This is a genomic window from Ruegeria sp. HKCCA5763 (genome assembly GCF_013034545.1).
GTDB lineage: Bacteria > Pseudomonadota > Alphaproteobacteria > Rhodobacterales > Rhodobacteraceae > Ruegeria.
Window position 1 is genome coordinate 143,633 of sequence record NZ_WQGF01000008.1, and the last position, 15,282, is coordinate 158,914.

The window sequence follows — 15,282 nt, forward strand, 5'->3', positions numbered from 1 at the left end:
GCTTGGAATCAAACGCAAGCGCCGGTAAGCGTGTTGGTCTGAACCGATTACGTACTCTTCCAAATATTTCAGGCAACCAAAACGCGGCGTCACCAGATATGATCTCATCCGGCACTCAGGAATTGACGGCGAATCCCGACGGAATCGAACGGGCGGCGGACTTGCTGCGTCAGGGCCTTCTGGTCGCCCTGCCGACCGAGACAGTCTATGGACTGGGCGGCGATGCGCGCAATGGCCAGGCGGTCGCGTCGATTTACGAGGCCAAGGGTCGGCCCAGCTTCAACCCGCTGATCGCCCATGTCGCCTCGGTCAGTGCAGCGCAAAGGTTTGTGCAATGGTCAGATCAGGCCGAGCAATTGGCTCAAGCTTTCTGGCCCGGTCCACTAACACTTGTTCTGCCACTACGCGAAGGGCACGGAATATCCGCGCTTGTAACGGCGGGGTTGGACACGTTGGCGGTTCGCGTACCCGCGCATCCCACCGCACGAGCTTTGTTGGCTGCGTTTGATGGGCCGGTCGCTGCGCCTTCGGCAAATCCGTCAGGTCTGATCAGCCCCACAACAGCCGATCATGTATGGGCGGGCCTGGGTGGCAAGATCGCTGCAGTTTTAGATGCCGGACCGTGCGGCGTCGGGCTGGAATCCACCATCGTCGGACTGGCCGGAGAACCTACCTTGCTGCGTCCCGGCGGGGTCGCTCTGGAACAGATCGAACAGGAACTGGGGGTGCATCTGCACGTGCATCAGTCCGGTGATCTTCTGACTGCTCCGGGTCAGCTTCAATCGCATTACGCGCCGGATGCGCCGGTCCGCCTGAATGCCGCGTCGCGTCACGGCGAGGAGGTCTTGCTGGGCTTTGGACCGGTGGATTGTGATCTGAACCTGTCCGTGAACGCCAACCTGACCGAGGCCGCTGCAAACCTCTTTGCATCCCTGCATGAGCTGAACAAGTCCGGGCGACCGATTGCGGTTTCTCCGATTCCAGATGCCGGGCTTGGTGCGGCCATCAACGACCGATTGCGCCGCGCTGCAGCGCCACGTGACAGCTGATCAGGCGCGACCTGCACTGGCGGACAAAGTCAAAGGGTCCACGCCCAAAGTGGCCAAAGCGGCTTCCCATTTCTCATCATCGGGCACGTCAAAGACCAGCTTTGATGTTGCTTCGGTGGTCAGCCAGCCATTCATGGCGATTTCATCTTCCAGCTGCCCCGGACCCCAGCCGGAATAGCCCAGCGCCAACATCGAATTCAGTGGCCCTGTCCCCGAAGCAAGGTCTTCCAGAACATCCAGTGTGGCAGTCATGCTGAATTCTTCCGAAATCTGCATCGAATGAAGGTTAGCTTCATAGTCGGCGCTGTGCAGAACAAAGCCGCGCGACATTTCGACGGGACCCCCAAAATGAACCAATCGCTCGCCAACAACCGGAATACGACACGCGATGTCCAATTGGCTAAGCAAAGTCTTTATTCGCAGGTCCGAGGGTTTGTTGATGATCAGCCCCATCGCGCCGTCATCGCCATAGCTGCACATATAAACCACCGAATGGTCGAACCGCGGATCGCCCATACCGGGCATCGCAATCAACAGTTTTCCGGTCAGATCCATGGGCCGCCATCTCTTTCTCAATTACGTCAACAATGGCCCCGCCACCCCTGTGTTTGCAAGAGAACAACGGGTAATTCGACAGATTTCATTGCAGTGACCGGATCGTGACTTGGAATCCGGCCCCAGCCCGCGCATGTATGGTGTATGAAGATGTCGATCAAATCCACAGCCGCCGTTGCGTTTGCTTGCCTGACCCTATCCTCTCCTGCCACCGCGCAGAGTTTGGATGGAGTGGTGCAACTGGATGTTCTGGATGGCGGTCGAACCGCAAACGGCACCTATCTGAGCGCGTTGAAGCTGACCCTGAAGGACGGCTGGAAAACCTATTGGCGGGCGCCCGGTGATGCGGGCATCCCACCCCAGTTCGATTGGAAACGCTCAAGCAACGTTGGACATGTGGACATCACCTGGCCCGCGCCCGAGATTTTTGACCAGAATGGCTTGCAGTCGATCGGCTATGAAAACCAGCTGATCCTGCCGATTGAAATTACACCGCGAAACCCTGCGAAACCCGTCCGCCTGCAAGGTGAGATGGACCTGGGCGTTTGCAAGGACGTGTGTATCCCCGAACGTCTGGATTTTGACCACACGCTGGACGGTGATGCCGGTCGCAACCCCGCAATTGCTGCGGCTATGGCGCAACGCCCCTACTCAGCACAAGAAGCCCGGGTGAGCAAAGCCACCTGTAACCTAACTCCGACGCAGGACGGAATACAGATCGAGGCTCGGGTGACGATGCCCTCTGCAGGGGGGCGCGAAGTCGCTGTGATCGAGCCGGGAAATCCTGTTCTCTGGGCCTCGCAGCCGGTCTCACAGCGCGAAGGCGATACGTTGGTGGCACAATCCGAAATCGTAAACGCATCAGGCGCGCCGTTTGCGTTGGACCGGTCCGAGATTCGGATCACCGTTCTGGGTGCCAATCACGCGGTCGATATTCTGGGCTGCAGCGCGGGCTGAGCTTGTGACCCGAACTCCTAAGATCGGTGCCTTGGCAGTTGTTCTGCATCAGGATCAGGTTCTTCTGGTGCAACGCAGCAAACAGCCAGATGCCGGTTTGTGGGGCTTTCCGGGCGGCCATGTGGAATGGGGTGAAACCGTTCTGAAAGCCGCGCAACGTGAGTTGCAGGAGGAAACCTCGGTGATCGCAGAGCCGTTGCACTACCTGAAAAATCTGGACTTGCTGCGAAGCGATCCACAAGGTCAGGTCTTGTCTCATTATCTTCTGGTCGGTGTTGCCTGCCAGTATCTCTCAGGCACGCCCAAGGCCGGTGATGATGCGCTGGATGCACGTTGGTTTCCGATTGACCAGATACGCAAGGGCGACCTGCCGACGAGCGCACGGGTTGTCGATCTTATGGAATATGCTTTGTGCGCGGGTTAAACACCTGCTGACCGGCTGAGCCGCCCGTAGAGCAATCCGGACAACAATACGCTTAGTCCCAGAATCGGCACGGCCCCGGCCAGAAATGCGCCCAGCCCCAATTGCAAAGCTGCAATTCCTTCTGCACCGGGGTAAAGACCCTGCAACACTCCAAGCGGCGCGCCGGTGACAGCGGGCCAGACCATCGTCAAACCAAACCAAATCGCCAATACAGCGCCTGTGCTTATCAATGCCACCCGAACCACCCGATCTGGCGCGCGCGCGGCGCGGCGCATGGCGGTCATCGGACGCGCAAAATCGTTCAGGATCGCCAGCAGGGCAGGCACGAGGATCAGGACCAGCAACATCCCAAATCCTAGCCCATAGACCAGAGTGATCACGGTCGGCTTAAGGAACTGCGCCTGCTGCGATCCCTCATAAAGCAGCGGCGCAAGTCCAAGAACCGTGGTCAGCGTGGTCAGCATTACGGGCCGCAACCTGTCGGCTGTGCCCTCGACAATTGACGGCACCAGACCCCGGTCCTGCTGATACCCATCTATCGTTGTCACCAGAACAATCGAGTCGTTGATTATGATACCGGTCATTCCAAGCAATCCAACCACCGTGAACATGCTAAGCGGAACATCCCAGATGTAATGACCCCAGATCGCCCCAACGAGGCCAAAGGGGATGATCGCCATGACCACCAACGGCCTCGACCAACTTGCAAACACCCAGGCCAGAACAAGGTAGATTCCGGTCAGACACAGGATCAGCCCGGTGCGCGCTTCGGCCAGGAATTCGTTCTCCTGCTCGCTCAGACCCGACATACGCCATTCGACCTGACGTTCGGCGGCAATGTTGGGCAGGATTTCGTCCTGCATGATGCGTTCGATTTCAGCCGCACGCGCCGGGTCGTCCTCGGAAATATCACCTGTGACCGAAACCACCCTGAGGCCATTCTCGCGCCGGACGACGGAAAACCCGGTTTTGCGTTCGACGGAAACGATGTCAGCCAGCGGCACATAAACCCCATCAGGCGAACGCATAAGGGTGCGTTCAAGGAAGTCTGCAGTCAACTCGCCCTCAGGCAATTCAACCCGAATTTCAGTGCTGCGCGGGCCATCGGGGAAGGTGGCGGCCTCGATCCCGTTCAGGCGGTTGCGCAACGCGCGGCCCAGCGTTTCGATCCGAAAGCCCAGGGCCTGCCCCTGTGCCGTAAGATCCAGAATGAACTCTTCCTTGTCATAGGCCAGAGTGTCTTCCAGCGCCGAAACCTCGGGGAATTTCGACAATGCGGTCTTCAGATCTTCTGACGCCGCCTTCAGGACATTCACGTCAGAACCATAGAATTGTACGTCAATGGCGTCGCCGCCGGGGCCGGACCGCCAGCCCCGGAAAGTCAACACTTCGACATTCGGGTGCCGTGGAACGAAGTCCTGCAATTCGCCCACAAACTCAAAACTGGAATAGGGCCGCAGGTCGGCATCAATCAATTCGATCGAAATCCCGCCCAGCACGCTGCCGTCTTTGCCGTCTGCCGCCGCCAATCCACGGCCCGCGGTGCCCCCGACCTCGGCCAGAACAAATTCAATCGGATTCTGGCCATAGCGTTCTTCATAAATCTGGCCCAGCTCGTCGGTGGCGTCCTGCAAAATGCGCATCATTTCCAGCGTATCCGACCGAGTCGAGCCTTCGCGCATGATGAACCCGCCACTGACTGAGCTACGTTCAGGCGCGTTGAAAAATCGCCAGTTCACATCGCCACGGATGAACAACGCAACCTGACTGGCCAGAATAGCGATCATCAAAGCCACAACAACGTATCGCGCCCAGATTACCCAGGCGATCAACGGACGGAACAAGTGGTCCCGCACCCAGCGGAAGCCCCGGTTTACGACACGGTTCGGTAGATCGTACCAGTGTTCCTTGGCAGAATGCGCAATCGCGTGCGCCATATGGTTGGGCAGAATAAGAAAGCATTCAACCAGCGACGCAATAAGAACCGCAATCACCGTGAACGGAATATCGCGGATAAGCTCTCCGAACCGACCACCCACCAGGGTCAGACCAAAGAACGCAATCACCGTCGTGACGGTCGCCGCCAGAACTGGCATCGCCATCCTCCGGGCGGCACGTTCAGCGGCTACCACAGGCGGCTCGCCCAGACGACGGGCTCGGAAATCGGCGTGTTCGCCCACCACGATGGCATCATCCACCACGATACCGAGGGTAATGATCAGGCCAAACAGCGAGACCATGTTCAACGACAACCCACCAAGATACATCAGCGCAATGGCAGCCGACATGGCCACGGGAATACCCGCAGCAACCCAGAAGGCAATGCGGGCATTCAGGAACAGGAACAGCAGGCAGACCACGAGGCCCAATCCCATCAGCCCATTGTCGACAAGAATGTTCAGCCGGTCGGTGATGGCCTGGGCCCGGGTACGGATCAACTCGATCTTCACACCTTCGGGCACACTGGCCTGCATCTCGCGGGCGACATCTTCAACCGTGTGCTGGATTTCGATAGCATCGCCCTGGTTTGACCGGTCAACTTGGATCGACATAGCTGGATCATCGCCAACAAAATAGCTTCGTTGCCGTGTAACCCCTTCGACCCGAATCGTCGCGATATCGCCGACCTTCAGTTTCGATCCATCTGTATTTGTCCTTAGCGCAATACCTTCGATTTGCTCGGGTGTGCGTTTTTCTGTTCCCGCCCGTATACGCGCACCGGCGCCCTCCACTGCTCCGGCAGGATCGGTATTTACTTCGGACTCAATCGCCGCGGCGATATCTGCCATGGAGATGTCATTGATAATCAACTGCGCGGTCGTGACTTCAACGATGATCTGTGGTGCCGCAATGCCCCGGATGGTCGTACGGGTCACACCTGCAGCGAAAAGACGATTGATCAACTCGTCCGTCATCTTCGCCAATTGATTGGTATCAATGGGACCGCTGACGACAAGATCCGTTACGCGGTCACGCCAGGCACCGCGTTTGATTTCGGGCTCTTCTGACCCTTCCGGCAGGTCCGACACACCGTCTACGGCGGTTCTGACTTCCTCGACCGCGCGGGACATGTCCCAGTTTGGCTCGAACTCCAGCCTGACACGGGTCCAACCCGGATGGGAGCTAGCCTCGGTACTGGTCACCCCTTCAACGGCCAGCAGTGCAGGCTCCAGCAACTGTACAATGCCGGCATCCATGTCCTCCGGCCCGGCACCGTCCCACGAAACGGTGACATCCACGCGCTCCAAGACCACATCGGGAAAGAACTGCGCCCGCATGTTGGGAATGGCCGCCGCGCCCAGAACCAGCATGACCAACAACAGTAGATTGGCAACGGTCCGATGGCGCGTGAAGTAACTGAGAATGCCGCCCGCTGCGCCGGGTATCTCGCGCATCATGGCGCCTAGCCCCCGGCCTTGGTTTCAAGGCGACGCACCAACGAGGCCGGCACGCGCGCTTCCTGCAATTGGCCCAGAAGCTGTGATTTCTCGTCCTGCGGCATTGTCTCGCTGGCCTCGATCTGGGCCACCAGTGCGGCCCGCTTCGATGGGCTTAGCTCAACCATGTCTGGATCCGCCCCGGCTTCTACGCGCAACGGTCTTACGCGCACGCCGGACCCCAGCAGAGGCGTGCGTCCAATGACAACTTCGCGCCCCTCAAGCCCGTCACCCCGCAGCAAAACTTCATCCCCTTGCCTGCGGACCAACTGCACCGGCAGGCTTTCCAACCGGTCATCCGCGCCCAAGATCAGAACCGTGCCCGACGCATCCAGTGCAGACGATGGCAGGCGATAGACGTTTTCAACCGGCTGCTCTTGCACCGAAACAGTAACAAAATCGCCCGGCTTGAAGCCCGAAGCCGCTTGCAGGCGGGCATAGATCAACCGCCCGGTTTGCCCTTCTCCGGCAGAGCCGCTGTCGCGACTGATTTGACCGGCTGCGCTCAGATCAGCGCCGGTGACTTCCAACGACACTGTCACGGGTGCGTTGATCAGAAGATCATTTTCACCCAACAGTCGAACATATTGCGCCGTCGATACCCTGAAAGCCACCTCAAGCGCGTTGGGGTCGACCAGTTCGGCCAGCTTTTCATTGGCAGATACCAAACGCCCTTCCACCAAGGTAACATCGGTCAAAGTGCCGCTAAACCCAGCCCGAATTGTCATATCTTCAAGATCGCGTTCCGCCGCTTCCAATGTGATGACCGCACGAGCCTGCAAAGTCGTAGCCTGATCAACACGCGATTCCGCTTGCGCCAGCGCGATGCGGCGGGCCAGAACTGCCTGCTGCGCTGAAGTCGCTGCCAGCTCAGCTTCTTCCACGCTGGCAGCGGCACCAACCCCGCGGGATTGCAAGTCACGTTGGCGTTGCAACGCCCGTTCACGCAGGTCCGCCTGCGCCTCGGCTGATTTCAACTCGTCTTGCGCCAGTAGCAACGAGCGTTCGGCATCGCGTTCTTCAAACTGAGCATCCAAAAGATCGGATTTAGCCCGATCCAACGCGGATTGCGCATCCGCCGGGTCCAGTTCAACCAGCACCTCACCCACCGAGACGGTACCGCCATCCTCAAAGTCTTCGGCCAGCGCAACCACGCGCCCGCCCAGCGCCGCACGCAATTCCAATCTGCGACGACTTTGGACTTCTCCAAACGCTTCAAGATAGGGGGTGACGGTTTCCGCTTCAGCTTGAATAACCGACACTGCAAAAACCCTTTCGCGCGCGGGTGGCGCTGCGTCGTCACGCGTCAGAGCGTCCTGCACCGCGCCCACGATGATTTGTGTCGCAACAAACAGCAAAGCCAGCGTTAGAAACGCCAGAAAAATACCGACCAGACTTTGCCGCAAAAATCGCATCAATCAGTTACCCCGGTTGCATCAAGCTGCCGTTCCTAACATGTAGCTGGATCACGAATTATGCCAAGCCACAAAGCGGTTACACGGATTTGAACGTACGACCAGTCTACTTCCGTCGCAGGTGTTCGTCCAATCTGGGCATTATTTCCACAAAATTGCAGGGGCGATGGCGATAGTCGAACTGTTTTTCGAGTATCCCGTCCCACGCATCCTTGCAGGCGCCCGGGCTGCCGGGCAGTGCGAACAGGTATGTACCACCGGCAACACCCCCCGTCGCACGTGACTGCACCGCCGAGGTGCCGATTTTCTCCTTCGAGATAAGTGTAAACACGGTGCCGAAAGCGTCGATCTCTTTTTCATAGACGTCCCGATGGGCCTCGACGGTCACATCGCGCCCAGTCAGACCTGTGCCCCCGGTCGAGATCACGACATCAATCTGATCGTCCGCCACCCAGGCGCGCAGTTGATCGGCAATCTGATCGCGTTCGTCGCGAACAATCTTGCGATCAGCGACCACATGCCCCGCCTTTTCAATCCGGTCCACCAGAGTTTGGCCCGAGCGATCTTCGTCCAGTGATCTGGTATCCGAGACTGTCAACACGGCAATTTTAACCGCGATGAACTTTTTGCTTTCGTCAATGCGTGACATCTTGCGTCAGGCCCTTTCCATGATGACAAGCCGAACCGCGAGGGCGGTAAAAATCCCACCCGTGATCCAGCCGATAATACCTGAGGCGCGCGGGTTGCCGATCAGAACTCTGCCAGCGCTTCCGGCGAAGACACCCGCCAAACCATTCACCAAAAACCCGCCAAACGCGATGATCAACCCAAAGATCAGGAACTGCAGCAGGACCGAGCCTGCAGTCGGGTCGACGAATTGAGGGATAAAGGCCAGGACAAACAGAATGACCTTGGGGTTGGTCAAGTTGACCAACATTCCGTCTCGAAACGCCATGCGGGTGGATCGCACAGGCGTGTCACCCACATATGCGCCGTTTCTAACAGCCCCCCACGCCAAATAAAGCAGATATGCCGCGCCGATCCAGCGGATCACTTCAAACAGCCAGGGCAGCGCCGATACCGCAGCCCCAAGTCCCAGACCAGCAAACAGGACATGAATCATGGTTCCTACAGACACCCCGGCACTTGCCGAGACTGAAGGCCATGCGCCCGACCGAAGACCCTGGCCGAAGCAGAACATCATATCGGCACCGGGCGTCAGGTTCAGTGCCAAGGCGGCTGGAATGAAAACCAGTAAAGTCTGAAGTTCGATCACGCAGACACCTCAAACCAATTCGGTTTCGGCCCAAGATTGGCCAATTGCGTTCGGCCTAGCGTTCCGCGATAGCCCCAACTTTCGTGTACGTGTCCAAAGACAGCATGACCTGGCTGAAGCCTCTCTATTGCGTCGCGCACAGCGGTCGACCCTACCGACAGACCTTGCGAGGTCTGATCCCCGTAGCCTTTGGGCGGAGAATGCACGATCAGGACGTCAGCCGCGTCGCATCGGTCGAGCATCTCGGTCGCCGCGCCTTCGGTCAGGTCACAGGACCAGTCGCCAAACGGCGTGGGCGGCACGCCGTAACCCAATCCAAACAGGCGAAGCCCGTCGAGTGTCATACCGGACCCGTGCAGGACATGGACACCTTCTGGGGCAGCGTCACTCAGTTCTTCTGAGCTTTCGGCATTTCCGGGGATCAGGACCAAGGGCGCTGCGATCCCCGAAAGCATCTGCATCGCCGAATTCAGACCCTGCCTCATGTTGCAATAGTCGCCTGCGCCAATGACCAGATCAGCCTCCGCACTGGCGGCCACCAAATCTGCGGCGCGGTTGCGCGCCATGTGAAGATCGGAAAAAGCCAGAACCTTCATGCGCCACCTCCAAGCCGCGCCTTGAGGTCCAGCAGATCAGCCCAAGCCTGCCGTTTCATCTGCGGCTGACGCAACAGGAAGGCCGGGTGGAACATTGGGATCACAGGCAGATCCATCGCCTGATCCCAATTGCCGCGCAAACGGGTGATACCTCGTTTTCCCAGCACCGCCTGACAGCTAATATTGCCCATCACCACCAGAACTTCGGGCTTGGCCAACGCCACATGGCGCTCAAGGAAAGGCTTCATCATCCCGATTTCCTCGGGCTTGGGATCGCGGTTCTGCGGAGGCCGCCATGGCAGTACGTTGGTGATGTAGACGTTCTCGCGACGGTCCAGATCGATCGCTGCCAGCATCCGATCCAGCAATTGACCGGCGCGACCGACAAAGGGCTTGCCTTCACGATCTTCATCGCGGCCAGGGGCTTCGCCGATGATCATCACCTTTGCGCCGGGGGTACCGTCGGCAAAAACCAATTGTCGTGCCCCGCGTTTAAGTTCGCAGTGATCAAAAGCCTCCATCACTATCCGCAACTGATCCAGAGACCCTGCCCCTTGCGCGGCAGCCTGCGCAACAGCAACCGGATCAACCTGTTTAGGTTTTGCCGGGGCCACAGAAGCTGCTTCTGCTTTCTTGGGTTTGGGCGTGGTGTCGGGCAAGGCATACCGATCCACGGGCGCATCCCCGATTGCCTCGGTCGCGCCCATTTCGATCTGCCATTCCAGCAGCGCCCGTGCAGAGTAATAGTCCAAGCCCGATTCCATACGGATAATTTACCTGCCTAAACGCTGAGGGAAAGCGAATAGGGCTTGATCGGTCGCTCTGTCGCGCCGACCATCAGCGCGCGATGCTCAGAATTCTGCGATTCCTCCTGCTCGGGTTTGTGGTGGCCCTTACCGGCGATCCGGCTTTGGCGACGTTTCACGACACACATGGGCAGTGCCGTGCCGGTCAGTTCAAATGCGGCAGCACCTGCTGTTCGGGCGGGCAAAGATGCAGCTTTGATGGTCACTGCATTCAACTGGGCGGAACCTATTGCGGTGGTGGGCGCAGCTGTGGCCCGTTCGAGCGCTGCGTGGCGGGCGGAACCAGATGCGCGCCCGCTGGTGCAGACAAATGCACATCTCGTCTGGATTGCCCCGGCAACAGCTTTTGCAACGGGCGCGGCGAATGCGAGCGGATCAAACCCGACCTGGACACAACACCGCCTAAAACTTGCGACGATGGCCGCACCTGCGCGCGTGGCTCGTCCTGCCTGCCCGGCGGGGGCTGTTCCCGCCCGGGGTGGTTCTTGTGCGAAGAAACCGGGTCGCAATGCCGCCCCGGCTTCAAATGTTCGGCCCATCAGGGCTGCGTGCCGATCAAGGCCATCGACTGCGGTTATGGCAAATGGTGCAAGCCGGGTGAACAATGCCTGCCCGAGGGCGGCTGCGAAAAACTGCCAGAGGGCACGGAACCTTAGGTTGCCTTGGGCCGCACAGCTTCCTATAAGCGGCCCGATTGTCAGACAGGAGCCCGCCCATGCGTTTCGCCCATCGTCACCTTCTTGGCATCGAGCATCTGTCCCAATCCGATATCACCGAAATTCTGGATCTGGCCGAGACCTATGTCGACATGAACCGCCAGTCGACCAAGCATTCGGACGTTCTGTCGGGGCTGACCCAGATCAACATGTTCTTTGAAAACTCGACCCGCACGCAAGCCAGTTTCGAACTGGCAGGCAAGCGCCTGGGTGCGGATGTGATGAACATGGCAATGCAGGCCAGCTCGATCAAAAAGGGTGAAACCCTGATCGACACGGCGATGACATTGAACGCAATGCATCCTGATTTGCTGGTGGTACGGCATCCGCATTCCGGCGCGGTCGATCTGCTGGCGCAAAAGGTCAATTGCGCTGTTCTGAACGCGGGCGACGGCAAGCATGAGCATCCCACACAGGCCCTGTTGGACGCCTTGACCATCCGACGCGCCAAGGGACGCCTGCACCGGCTGAATATTGCGATTTGCGGCGACGTGGCCCATTCCCGCGTCGCGCGATCAAACCTGATCCTGCTGGGCAAAATGGAAAACCGTATTCGCCTGATTGGCCCGCCGACACTGGTGCCCAACCAGTTTGCCGAGTTCGGGGCCGAGATCTATGGCGACATGAACGAGGGTCTAAAGGACGTCGATGTCGTCATGATGCTGCGTCTTCAGAAAGAGCGGATGGATGGCGGGTTCATCCCCTCGGAACGCGAATATTATCACCGCTATGGTCTGGATGCCGCAAAGCTGGCGCAAGCCAAGCCTGATGCCATTGTCATGCACCCCGGCCCGATGAACCGAGGCGTTGAGATCGACGGCACGCTGGCCGATGACATCAACCGGTCCGTCATTCAGGAACAGGTGGAAATGGGCGTCGCCGTTCGTATGGCCGCGATGGATCTGCTGGCACGCAACCTGCGCGAGGCCGCATGAGCGATCTGGCCGTCGCCCCCCACGAACGCGGCGTCTTGCGCCTGTTCAGGCTGGACATGCGCCCGGAAGAGGCAAAGTTCCTGCGCGAACCGGGTGCCGCCGATCAGGTGCTTGGGGTGGACGGGCTGGACCCCGCGCAGATCGATATATTCCCGGTCTCCGATCTGGAAGACCTAGGGCTGTATGGCTATCTGACCGAAGGCTGCGGCGTGTCCGCAGATCAGTTGGATAAGGACGCTCTGTCCGCGATAGACGGCTGGGTTATGGTCTTGCGCAGCGCTGCGTTCCAAGGACGCCCGGCGATGTTGAAGCCAGACCCTCGTCTGCGGCTGATCGGCCTGTTCACAGAAGAGACCTCAAACTGGACCGGAGGGGTCATCGAAACCGAAAGCGCCAAGCCTTTTTCGGCACCGCAAGCCGCTCCAACGGATGACCAGCCCCGCCGTATCGGGTCAGCTATCCTGGCATTGGCCGCGCTTGTGGCCATCGGAGGCATCTTATGGCTGATTCTGTGATCTTCGCCCCGGATAAAGGGGCCTATTTCCGTACCAACGCATGGCTGGCCGCTTTTGGCATGGCCGGTGCCATGCTCGTTCTGTGGCTGATCGGAAATCCTTATATCTGGACCGGAGCACCCGCAGGTCTGGCCGCCATTGGCATCCGCGCCTGGTATCTGGCCTCGGAAGAGCTGGTCGCCAATTGGGAAATGTCGGACACGACCCTGACCGGACCTGGTCCACGCAAGGTGCCTCTGAATCAGATCCAAGCGGTCAACACCATGGGCAGCTTTGTTCAAGTCGTCACCAAAAGCGGCGATAAGCACCTGATCAAATATCAGGCCGACCCTGCCGCCACCAAAGCCACCATCGAAAGGGCCATACCATGAGCACCGTTCTCTTCACCAACGCTCGCCTGATCGACCCTGAGGCCGGTACGACCTCGACGGGCTGGCTTCAAGTGGCCGATGGCCGGATTGTTGCCCGAGGGGAAGGAAACGCGCCGGGTTCAGACGGGCAGATCATCGATTGCAACGGCAAGTGTCTGGCGCCGGGCATCATAGATATCGGTGTGAAAGTCTGCGAACCCGGTGAACGCCATAAGGAAAGCTATAAATCCGCTGGCCTGGCCGCTGCGGCCGGAGGGGTGACCACCATTGTCACCCGGCCAGACACCAGCCCTGCGATAGATACGCCGGAAACGCTGGAATTCATCACCCGCCGGGCGCAAGCCGATACTCCGGTCAATATGCTGCCGATGGCCGCCCTGACCAAGGGGCGCGAGGGGCGCGAGATGACCGAGATCGGGTTTTTGCAGGATGCGGGTGCCGTGGCCTTTACCGATTGCGATCACGTCATCACCAATACCAAGGTGTTTTCTCGCGCGCTGACTTATGCGAAGTCCTGCGGCGCGCTGGTGATTGCCCACCCGCAGGAACCGGGGCTCAGCGCAGGGGCGGCTGCGACCAGCGGCAAGTTCGCGGCCCTCCGCGGCTTGCCCGCCGTGTCGCCAATGGCCGAACGTATGGGTCTGGACCGTGACATCGCCCTGCTGGAAATGACCGGGGCCGCTTACCATGCTGATCAGATCACAACTGCCCGCGCCCTGCCCGCGCTGGAGCGCGCCAAGTGCAATGGACTGGACATCACTGCCGGCACGTCAATCCACCATCTGACCCTGAACGAGTTGGACGTGGCAGACTATCGCACCTTCTTCAAGGTCAAGCCGCCGCTGCGCTCCGAGGACGACAGGCAAGCGGCAATCGAGGCAGTTCGAACAGGGCTGATTGACATCATCAGTTCGATGCACACCCCACAGGACGAAGAAAGCAAGCGCCTGCCATTTGAAGAAGCGGCCTCGGGTGCAGTGGCATTGGAAACGCTGCTGCCCGCAGCACTTCGCTTGTATCACGCAGATCAACTGGACTTGCCGACACTGTTTAAGGCCTTGGCGCTCAACCCTGCAAAGCGGTTGGGACTGGACAGTGGTCGCCTGTCCAATGGCACCCCGGCAGATTTGGTTCTGTTCGACCCGGATGTGCCTTTTGTGCTTGATCGGTTCGCCCTAAAATCCAAATCGCAAAACACGCCATTTGACGGCCAGCGGATGCAAGGTAAGGTCCTTGCGACTTATGTAGCTGGCCAAGCAGTGTTTCGGAGACCCTGATGCCCATTATCGTAAATACGGCAGAAGACTTGTTCTTTTGGGCAGTGATTGGATACCTGTTTGGGTCCATTCCGTTTGGGCTGATCCTGACCAAAGTCATGGGGCTGGGCAACCTGCGCGAAATTGGGTCGGGCAATATTGGGGCCACAAATGTTCTGCGCACCGGCAACAAGGCCGCTGCGGCCCTGACGCTGCTATTTGATGCTGCCAAGGGGGCGGCTGCCGTTCTGATCGCACGCGCCTATGCCGGAGAAGACGCGGCCCAGATCGCGGCGCTGATGGCGTTTTTGGGGCATTGCTTCCCGATGTGGCTGGGCTTCAAGGGCGGCAAAGGTGTGGCTACCTTTCTGGGGCTTTGGCTGGCGCTGGATTGGCGCGTTGGCGTGGCCTGCTGCCTGAGCTGGCTGGTTGCGGCGGCAATCTGGCGGATTTCTTCCGTCGGCGCACTTGCGGCAGCGGCGCTGTCGACCACCTGGGTGTTGGTGCTAACAAACGGTTCGACCTTTATACTGGGGATCATCCTGACGCTTATGATCTACTGGCGGCACAGTTCGAACGTGGCGCGGATCAAGGCCGGAACGGAACCGAAAATCGGGAAACCGTGACCGTCACCGACGAATTTTTGTCTGCGTTTCATGCTCTGCCAGAGGGCAGTTTCACCGGCACGTCGCACGGTCGAAGCTATGGTGTCGTGCGTCAACGCATGGCAGGCGGCAGATCACACAAGCTGGTGGCCCATGAACGTGGCGGTTCCGATTACATCAGCCTGAACCTGTACCAGACCCGCAACAGCGGCGCTTTGTTGCGGCCCTGCGAAATGCCCGCCAGCAAAGTCATCGCTTTTGTTCTGGATCTTGTGCCCGACGCAAACAGCTAACCCTGCAATTTTGAACAGAACATCTTTGCTGCTGCACATTCACAATTCATTGTTTTGAACGTGATCGCCCCGCTTC

At 59.0% G+C, this 15,282-nt stretch carries 17 protein-coding genes; 9 read left to right on the forward strand and 8 right to left on the reverse strand.

Annotated elements, in window-relative coordinates; translation table 11 throughout:
- The first annotated feature begins 98 nt into the window (after positions 1-98).
- Positions 99-1,049, forward strand: a complete 951-nt coding sequence (locus GOV89_RS14805) for an L-threonylcarbamoyladenylate synthase (RefSeq protein ID WP_171179430.1) — start codon at positions 99-101, stop codon at positions 1,047-1,049.
- On the opposite strand, the gene GOV89_RS14810 is transcribed toward GOV89_RS14805, so the two are convergent.
- Positions 1,050-1,604, reverse strand: coding sequence for a YqgE/AlgH family protein (locus tag GOV89_RS14810; protein ID WP_171179061.1), 555 nt, complete (start codon positions 1,602-1,604; stop codon positions 1,050-1,052).
- Positions 1,605-1,748: 144 nt separating this feature from the next.
- Here GOV89_RS14810 and GOV89_RS14815 point away from each other — a divergent pair, with 144 nt between their 5' ends.
- The gene (locus tag GOV89_RS14815) at positions 1,749-2,561 is read left to right on the forward strand and encodes a protein-disulfide reductase DsbD domain-containing protein (protein ID WP_171179060.1); all 813 of its coding nucleotides are present in this window, start codon (positions 1,749-1,751) and stop codon (positions 2,559-2,561) included.
- A 4-nt stretch (positions 2,562-2,565) separates the two neighbouring features.
- Entirely contained in the window at positions 2,566-2,985 is a 420-nt protein-coding gene (locus GOV89_RS14820) for an NUDIX hydrolase (RefSeq protein WP_171179059.1), read from the forward strand.
- Here the strand turns inward: GOV89_RS14820 and GOV89_RS14825 are convergent.
- The 7 genes from GOV89_RS14825 to GOV89_RS14855 form a co-directional block, all read right to left on the reverse strand.
- Entirely contained in the window at positions 2,982-6,383 is a 3,402-nt protein-coding gene (locus tag GOV89_RS14825) for an efflux RND transporter permease subunit (protein WP_171179058.1), read from the reverse strand. The genes GOV89_RS14820 and GOV89_RS14825 overlap by 4 nt on opposite strands.
- A 5-nt stretch (positions 6,384-6,388) precedes the next feature.
- Entirely contained in the window at positions 6,389-7,837 is a 1,449-nt protein-coding gene (locus tag GOV89_RS14830) for an efflux RND transporter periplasmic adaptor subunit (protein ID WP_171179428.1), read from the reverse strand.
- Between the two features lie 106 nt (positions 7,838-7,943).
- Positions 7,944-8,486 (reverse strand): molybdenum cofactor biosynthesis protein B, encoded by a 543-nt coding sequence (gene moaB / locus GOV89_RS14835; protein WP_171179057.1) that lies wholly within the window; start codon positions 8,484-8,486, stop codon positions 7,944-7,946.
- A gap of 6 nt (positions 8,487-8,492) precedes the next feature.
- A complete protein-coding gene (locus tag GOV89_RS14840) occupies positions 8,493-9,113 on the reverse strand; it encodes a LysE family translocator (RefSeq protein WP_171179056.1) in 621 nt (206 codons plus the stop codon).
- Positions 9,110-9,709 (reverse strand): metallophosphoesterase, encoded by a 600-nt coding sequence (locus GOV89_RS14845; RefSeq protein WP_171179055.1) that lies wholly within the window; start codon positions 9,707-9,709, stop codon positions 9,110-9,112. Before GOV89_RS14845 ends, GOV89_RS14840 begins: the two co-directional genes overlap by 4 nt.
- Positions 9,706-10,473, reverse strand: a complete 768-nt coding sequence (locus tag GOV89_RS14850; protein ID WP_171179054.1) for a uracil-DNA glycosylase family protein — start codon at positions 10,471-10,473, stop codon at positions 9,706-9,708. Before GOV89_RS14850 ends, GOV89_RS14845 begins: the two co-directional genes overlap by 4 nt.
- 17 nt (positions 10,474-10,490) lie before the next feature.
- Positions 10,491-11,054 carry a hypothetical protein gene (locus GOV89_RS14855; RefSeq protein WP_171238503.1) on the reverse strand — a complete coding sequence of 188 codons (564 nt, stop codon included), beginning with the start codon at positions 11,052-11,054 and terminating at the stop codon, positions 10,491-10,493.
- Positions 11,055-11,230: 176 nt separating this feature from the next.
- Here GOV89_RS14855 and GOV89_RS14860 point away from each other — a divergent pair, with 176 nt between their 5' ends.
- From GOV89_RS14860 to GOV89_RS14885, 6 genes are read left to right on the forward strand one after another with little or no spacing between them, the layout of a single operon-like run.
- Entirely contained in the window at positions 11,231-12,166 is a 936-nt protein-coding gene (locus tag GOV89_RS14860; protein ID WP_171179051.1) for an aspartate carbamoyltransferase catalytic subunit, read from the forward strand.
- On the forward strand, positions 12,163-12,681 hold the full coding sequence (locus GOV89_RS14865) for a hypothetical protein (protein WP_171238504.1): 519 nt from the start codon (positions 12,163-12,165) through the stop codon (positions 12,679-12,681). The genes GOV89_RS14860 and GOV89_RS14865 overlap by 4 nt, the downstream gene beginning before the upstream one ends.
- Positions 12,666-13,052, forward strand: a complete 387-nt coding sequence (locus GOV89_RS14870) for a hypothetical protein (RefSeq protein WP_171179045.1) — start codon at positions 12,666-12,668, stop codon at positions 13,050-13,052. Before GOV89_RS14865 ends, GOV89_RS14870 begins: the two co-directional genes overlap by 16 nt.
- Positions 13,049-14,329, forward strand: a complete 1,281-nt coding sequence (pyrC, locus tag GOV89_RS14875) for a dihydroorotase (protein WP_171179043.1) — start codon at positions 13,049-13,051, stop codon at positions 14,327-14,329. Before GOV89_RS14870 ends, pyrC begins: the two co-directional genes overlap by 4 nt.
- Positions 14,329-14,934: a glycerol-3-phosphate 1-O-acyltransferase PlsY gene (plsY, locus tag GOV89_RS14880; RefSeq protein WP_171238505.1), complete on the forward strand. Its 606-nt coding sequence runs from the start codon at positions 14,329-14,331 to the stop codon at positions 14,932-14,934. Before pyrC ends, plsY begins: the two co-directional genes overlap by 1 nt.
- Positions 14,931-15,206, forward strand: coding sequence for a hypothetical protein (locus GOV89_RS14885; protein ID WP_171238506.1), 276 nt, complete (start codon positions 14,931-14,933; stop codon positions 15,204-15,206). The genes plsY and GOV89_RS14885 overlap by 4 nt, the downstream gene beginning before the upstream one ends.
- The last annotated feature ends 76 nt before the right edge of the window (positions 15,207-15,282 follow it).

Bases quoted from the DNA above. Each gene is read 5' to 3' on its own strand.
- GOV89_RS14845 (WP_171179055.1), bottom strand. From the start codon at position 9,709: ATGAAGGTTCTGGCTTTTTCCGATCTTCACATGGCGCGCAACCGCGCC.
- GOV89_RS14825 (WP_171179058.1), bottom strand. From the start codon at position 6,383: ATGATGCGCGAGATACCCGGCGCAGCGGGCGGCATTCTCAGTTACTTC.
- GOV89_RS14830 (WP_171179428.1), bottom strand. From the start codon at position 7,837: ATGCGATTTTTGCGGCAAAGTCTGGTCGGTATTTTTCTGGCGTTTCTA.
- GOV89_RS14865 (WP_171238504.1), top strand. From the start codon at position 12,163: ATGAGCGATCTGGCCGTCGCCCCCCACGAACGCGGCGTCTTGCGCCTG.
- GOV89_RS14870 (WP_171179045.1), top strand. From the start codon at position 12,666: ATGGCTGATTCTGTGATCTTCGCCCCGGATAAAGGGGCCTATTTCCGT.
- pyrC (WP_171179043.1), top strand. From the start codon at position 13,049: ATGAGCACCGTTCTCTTCACCAACGCTCGCCTGATCGACCCTGAGGCC.
- moaB (WP_171179057.1), bottom strand. From the start codon at position 8,486: ATGTCACGCATTGACGAAAGCAAAAAGTTCATCGCGGTTAAAATTGCC.
- GOV89_RS14810 (WP_171179061.1), bottom strand. From the start codon at position 1,604: ATGGATCTGACCGGAAAACTGTTGATTGCGATGCCCGGTATGGGCGAT.
- GOV89_RS14850 (WP_171179054.1), bottom strand. From the start codon at position 10,473: ATGGAATCGGGCTTGGACTATTACTCTGCACGGGCGCTGCTGGAATGG.
- GOV89_RS14815 (WP_171179060.1), top strand. From the start codon at position 1,749: ATGAAGATGTCGATCAAATCCACAGCCGCCGTTGCGTTTGCTTGCCTG.
- plsY (WP_171238505.1), top strand. From the start codon at position 14,329: ATGCCCATTATCGTAAATACGGCAGAAGACTTGTTCTTTTGGGCAGTG.
- GOV89_RS14855 (WP_171238503.1), bottom strand. From the start codon at position 11,054: ATGGGCCGAACATTTGAAGCCGGGGCGGCATTGCGACCCGGTTTCTTC.
- GOV89_RS14805 (WP_171179430.1), top strand. From the start codon at position 99: ATGATCTCATCCGGCACTCAGGAATTGACGGCGAATCCCGACGGAATC.
- GOV89_RS14860 (WP_171179051.1), top strand. From the start codon at position 11,231: ATGCGTTTCGCCCATCGTCACCTTCTTGGCATCGAGCATCTGTCCCAA.